Origin of the sequence: Kitasatospora sp. MY 5-36, from assembly GCF_001182915.1 — a bacterium.
Lineage (GTDB): Bacteria > Actinomycetota > Actinomycetes > Streptomycetales > Streptomycetaceae > Kitasatospora.
Window position 1 is genome coordinate 1 of sequence record NZ_LFVW01000804.1, and the last position, 4,307, is coordinate 4,307.

General features: G+C 72.2%; 4 protein-coding genes. All 4 read left to right on the forward strand.

The annotated features are described in order from the left end of the window. A partial coding sequence (locus AE652_RS36340; protein WP_049659287.1) for a DUF5682 family protein occupies positions 1–478 on the forward strand: 478 nt, incomplete at its 5' end. Between the two features lie 99 nt (positions 479–577). Then, entirely contained in the window at positions 578–1,759 is a 1,182-nt protein-coding gene (locus AE652_RS36345) for a VWA domain-containing protein (RefSeq protein ID WP_049659290.1), read from the forward strand. Between the two features lie 302 nt (positions 1,760–2,061). Further along, entirely contained in the window at positions 2,062–3,234 is a 1,173-nt protein-coding gene (gene sucC, locus AE652_RS36350) for an ADP-forming succinate--CoA ligase subunit beta (RefSeq protein WP_049659288.1), read from the forward strand. An 18-nt stretch (positions 3,235–3,252) separates the two neighbouring features. Next, a complete protein-coding gene (gene sucD, locus AE652_RS36355) occupies positions 3,253–4,143 on the forward strand; it encodes a succinate--CoA ligase subunit alpha (protein WP_049659289.1) in 891 nt (296 codons plus the stop codon). The last annotated feature ends 164 nt before the right edge of the window (positions 4,144–4,307 follow it).

The window sequence follows — 4,307 nt, forward strand, 5'->3', positions numbered from 1 at the left end:
CGGCCCGGCCACCGGAGCCCCCGGGCTGCTGCGCGGCCGGGCCGTGCGACTGCTGCTGGACGACGGCCGGCTCGACTCCGAGGAGGCCGGCCGCCGGCTCCGGCTGGTGCTCTCCGTCGCCAACGCCCCGGCGGACGCGGCCGGTTGGGTCGAGGGCTTCCTGACCGGCGGCGGCGCCCTGCTGCTGCACGACCCGCGGCTGCTCGCCCTGCTGGACGAGTGGCTGACCGGGGTGGGCGACGAGGTCTTCACCGATGTCCTGCCGCTGCTGCGCCGCACCTTCGCCGCCCTGGAGGCGGGTGTGCGCACCACGATCGGCGGCCGGGTCGCGGCCGGCCCGCTCGACGAGCTCCCGGCCGTCCGGGCCGAGGCCGGCGAGCTGGACCGGGCCCGCGCCGACGCCGCCGTCCCCGTGGTGGCCCTGCTGCTCGGGATCCGTCCGACGATCCCCCGGCAGGCCGCCGGCCGGGACACCTGACCTCCGGCCCGCACACCCCACCCAAGACACCCGACACCCAAGACACCCGACACCCACGACACCCGACCCATGACGCCCGACCCGGCGAAGGAGGACGAGATGGCAGCGCCCACGACCGACGAACGGCTGCGCCGCTGGCGGCTGGTGCTCGGCGGTGAGGCCGACGGCACCGGCTGCACCCTGCGCGGCCGCGACGCCGCGATGGACGGCGCCCTCGGCGCGCTCTACCGCGGCGCCCCCGAGGAGGGCGCCCGGGCCGCCCGCGGCGGCCGCCGCAGTGCCGGGCTGGGCGGCTCGGCCCCGCAGGTGGCCCGCTGGCTGGGCGACATCCGCACGTACTTCCCGTCCACCGTCGTGCAGCTGATGCAGCAGGACGCGATCTCCCGGCTCGGCCTGGACCGGCTGCTGCTGGAGCCGGAGATGCTGGAGGCCGTCGAGCCGGACGTGCACCTGGTCGGCACCCTGCTGTCGCTCAAGCACGCGCTGCCCGAGACCACCCGGGAGACCGCCCGGGCGGTGGTCGGCAAGGTGGTCGCCGACCTGGAGCGCCGGCTCGCCGACCGCACCCGGGCCACCCTCGGCGGCGCCCTCGACCGCAGCGCCAAGGTCAACCGGCCCCGCCACCGCGACATCGACTGGGACCGCACGATCCGGGCCAACCTGAAGAACTACCTGCCCGAGCACGGCACCGTCGTCCCCGAGCGGCTGGTCGGCTACGCCCGCGCCCAGCGCGCCGTGAAGAAGGACGTCATCCTCTGCGTCGACCAGTCCGGCTCGATGGCGCCCTCGGTCGTCCACTCGGCGGTCTTCGGCGCGGTGCTCTCCTCGATGCGCACCCTGGACACCCGCCTGGTCGTCTTCGACACCTCGGTGGTCGACCTCACCGAGCAGCTCACCGACCCGGTCGACGTCCTGTTCGCCACCCAGCTCGGCGGCGGCACCGACATCAACCGCGCGCTCGCCTACTGCCAGTCGAGGATCACCCGGCCCTCCGAGACCGTCGTGGTGCTGATCAGCGACCTGTACGAGGGCGGCATCCGGGACGGCATGCTCAAGCGGGTCGCCGCGATGAAGGCGGCCGGCGTCCAGTTCATCGCCCTGCTGGCGCTCTCCGACGAGGGGGCCCCGGCGTACGACCACGCGCACGCCGCCGCCCTGGCCTCGCTCGGCGCCCCGGCCTTCGCCTGCACCCCGGACGCGTTCCCGGAGATCATGGCGGCGGCCATCGAGAAGCGCCCGATCCCGCGGGGCCTGATCAGGGGGGCCGACCAGGGGGCGTGAGGAATTCACCCGGACGCGCTAATCCGCGCGATCGGCGGACCGGCCGTCCACCCCGTCCCGCCGGGCTGTTTGTGACGGTTCTCACCCGGGGCGGACAGGCCCCGGGCGGAACTGCCCGGCCCTGCGGGGATAACCTGCCAGACGGACGTGACGCGCGTGTTGATTGACGTGAGCGCCCGTGGCTGTGTGGGCCGCAAGGCCGTACCTCTGCGTACCCGCACCGCCCCGACGACCCGCAGCGAAGATCCTGCCGTGGCACGCTCGTAGAGACACAATCCGCGACCACGAACAAGGACAAACACGTGGACCTGTTCGAGTACCAGGCGAGGGACCTCTTCGCCAAGCACGGTGTGCCCGTGCTTGACGGCGATGTCATCGAGACCGCCGCAGACGCTGCCGCCATCGCGGAGCGCTTCGGCGGCCGCGCCGTCGTCAAGGCTCAGGTGAAGGTGGGCGGCCGAGGCAAGGCCGGCGGCGTCAAGCTCGCCGCCGACCCGGCGGACGCCGTCGCCAAGGCCGAGCAGATCCTCGGCATGGACATCAAGGGCCACACCGTTCACAAGGTGATGCTGGCCCAGACCGCGGACATCAAGGACGAGTACTACGTCTCGTTCCTGCTGGACCGCACCAACCGCACCTTCCTGGCCATGGCCAGCGTCGAGGGCGGCGTGGAGATCGAGGTCGTCGCCGAGCAGAACCCCGAGGCGCTCGCCAAGATCCCGGTCGACGCCAACGAGGGCTGCACCCCGGAGAAGGCCGCCGAGATCGTCGCCGCGGCGAAGTTCCCGGCCGAGGTCGCCGACCAGGTCGCCGAGGTCCTGCAGAAGCTGTGGACCGTCTTCATCAAGGAGGACGCCCTCCTCGTCGAGGTCAACCCGCTGATCAAGTCCGGTGACGGCAAGATCATCGCGCTCGACGGCAAGGTCTCCCTGGACGAGAACGCCGAGTTCCGCCAGCCCGAGCACGAGGCCCTGGAGGACAAGGCCGCGGCCAACCCGCTGGAGGCCGCCGCCAAGGCCAAGGGCCTGAACTACGTCAAGCTCGACGGCCAGGTCGGCATCATCGGCAACGGCGCGGGCCTCGTCATGAGCACCCTCGACGTGGTCGCCTACGCCGGTGAGAACCACGGCGGCGTCAAGCCCGCCAACTTCCTCGACATCGGTGGCGGCGCGTCCGCCGAGGTGATGGCGAACGGCCTGGAGATCATCCTGGGCGACCCCGACGTCAAGTCGGTCTTCGTCAACGTCTTCGGCGGCATCACCGCGTGCGACGCGGTCGCCAACGGCATCGTGCAGGCCCTGGCGCTCCTGGAGAGCAAGGGCGAGAACGTCTCCAAGCCGCTGGTCGTCCGCCTGGACGGCAACAACGCGGAGCTGGGTCGCAAGATCCTCGACGACGCCAACCACCCGCTGGTGCAGCGCGTGGACACCATGGACGGCGCCGCTGACCGCGCCGCCGAGCTGGCCAACAAGTAAGGAAGGGGACTTAACACCATGGCTATCTTCCTTACCAAGGACAGCAAGGTCATCGTCCAGGGCATGACCGGCGCCGGGGGCATGAAGCACACCCGCCGCATGCTCGCCTCCGGCACCCAGATCGTCGGCGGCGTCAACCCGCGCAAGGCCGGTACCACGGTCGACGTCGACGGCACCGAGATCCCGGTCTTCGGCACCGTCGCCGAGGCCATGGAGAAGACCGGCGCCGACGTCACGGTCCTCTTCGTCCCGCCGGCCTTCACCAAGGCCGCCGCGATCGAGGCCATCGACGCCGAGATCGGCCTGGCCATCGTCATCACCGAGGGCGTCCCGGTGCACGACACCGCCGCCTTCTGGGCGCACGCCGGTGCCAAGGGCAACAAGACCCGCATCATCGGCCCGAACTGCCCGGGTCTGATCAGCCCCGGACAGTCGAACGCCGGCATCATCCCGGCCGACATCACCAGCTCCGGCAAGATCGGCCTGGTCTCGAAGTCCGGCACCCTGACCTACCAGCTCATGTACGAGCTGCGGGACATCGGCTTCACCTCGGCCGTGGGCATCGGTGGCGACCCGGTCATCGGCACCACCCACATCGACGCGCTCAAGGCCTTCCAGGAGGACCCGGAGACCGAGCTCATCGTCATGATCGGTGAGATCGGTGGCGACGCCGAGGAGCGTGCCGCGGCCTTCATCGCCGAGCACGTCACCAAGCCGGTCGTCGGCTACGTCGCCGGCTTCACCGCCCCCGAGGGCAAGACCATGGGCCACGCCGGCGCCATCGTCTCCGGCTCCTCGGGCACCGCCCAGGCGAAGAAGGAGGCCCTCGAGGCCGCCGGTGTCAAGGTCGGCAAGACGCCGTCCGAGACCGCCCGCCTGGCCCGCGAGATCATCGCCGCCCAGGGCTGATCCCGCCCCGCGCGTGACGAGCGCCCCCGCCCTCCCCGGGCGGGGGCGCTCGCCGTTTCCGGCGCGCCCCCGGTCGCTCAGCGCTCCCTCGGCCCCGTGGTGCAGGGCAGCGGCGACCACAGCGGACAGGCCGCCGGGCCCTGCGGCGGGGGAGCGGCGCCCCG

Excerpts from the sequence above, each read along its gene's own strand:
- AE652_RS36345 (WP_049659290.1), top strand. The coding sequence starts at position 578 with ATGGCAGCGCCCACGACCGACGAACGGCTGCGCCGCTGGCGGCTGGTG.
- sucD (WP_049659289.1), top strand. The coding sequence starts at position 3,253 with ATGGCTATCTTCCTTACCAAGGACAGCAAGGTCATCGTCCAGGGCATG.